Here is a 622-nt window from a genome sequence, read left to right as displayed (position 1 = left end):
TCTGAATGTCTGGGGCAAACATTGTTCACAGCGGATATGGACTGCGCTGTGAAAAACTCGACAAGCCTCTGAATCTTGGCTGGGGGCTGGACAATAGCGCGGTGTTGCACTGGCCCGGGGAGCTGCCAACAGGGTGGCTGTGCGACGCGCTGGATCAGATATTTATCGCCGCACCACAACTTTCAGCAGTGGTTCTTCCCTGGTCCGAATGGTGTGAGGAGCCACAGGCGCTGACGCTTTTCGGACAGGTACAAAGCGACATTATCCATCGTTCCGCTTTCTGGCAGTTACCGTTATGGCTGAGTTCTCCGGCAAACCGGGCCTCCGGTAAAATGGTTTTTGATGCAGAGCGTGAGATTTATTTCCCGCAGCGCCCCCCCCGTCCGCAGGGTGAAGTTTATCGTCGTTACGATCCACGCATTCGCAGGATGCTGAGTTTCCGCATTGCCGATCCCGTTTCTGATGCAGAACGTTTCACTCGCTGGATGAACGATCCGCGCGTTGAGTATTTCTGGGAGCAAAGTGGCTCACTGGAGGTACAGATCGCCTATCTGGAACGCCAGCTCACCAGTAAACATGCATTCCCGCTGATTGGTTGTTTCGACGATCGGCCGTTCAGTTA

Annotated in this window: 1 protein-coding gene; it reads left to right on the top strand. The window is 54.5% G+C overall.

What is annotated here, in order from left to right; all coding sequences use genetic code 11:
- Positions 1-5: 5 nt before the first annotated feature.
- Positions 6-622 (top strand): N(6)-hydroxylysine O-acetyltransferase (gene iucB, locus RTW80_RS26840; protein WP_312721137.1); only part of this gene is annotated, 617 nt, incomplete at its 3' end.

Origin of the sequence: Escherichia sp. AM3 (genome assembly GCF_032029835.1) — a bacterium.
Taxonomy (GTDB): Bacteria; Pseudomonadota; Gammaproteobacteria; order Enterobacterales; family Enterobacteriaceae; genus Escherichia; species Escherichia coli.
The sequence above is the reverse complement of the archived record's forward strand: the minus strand, read 5'-3'. Positions and strand labels throughout refer to the sequence as shown.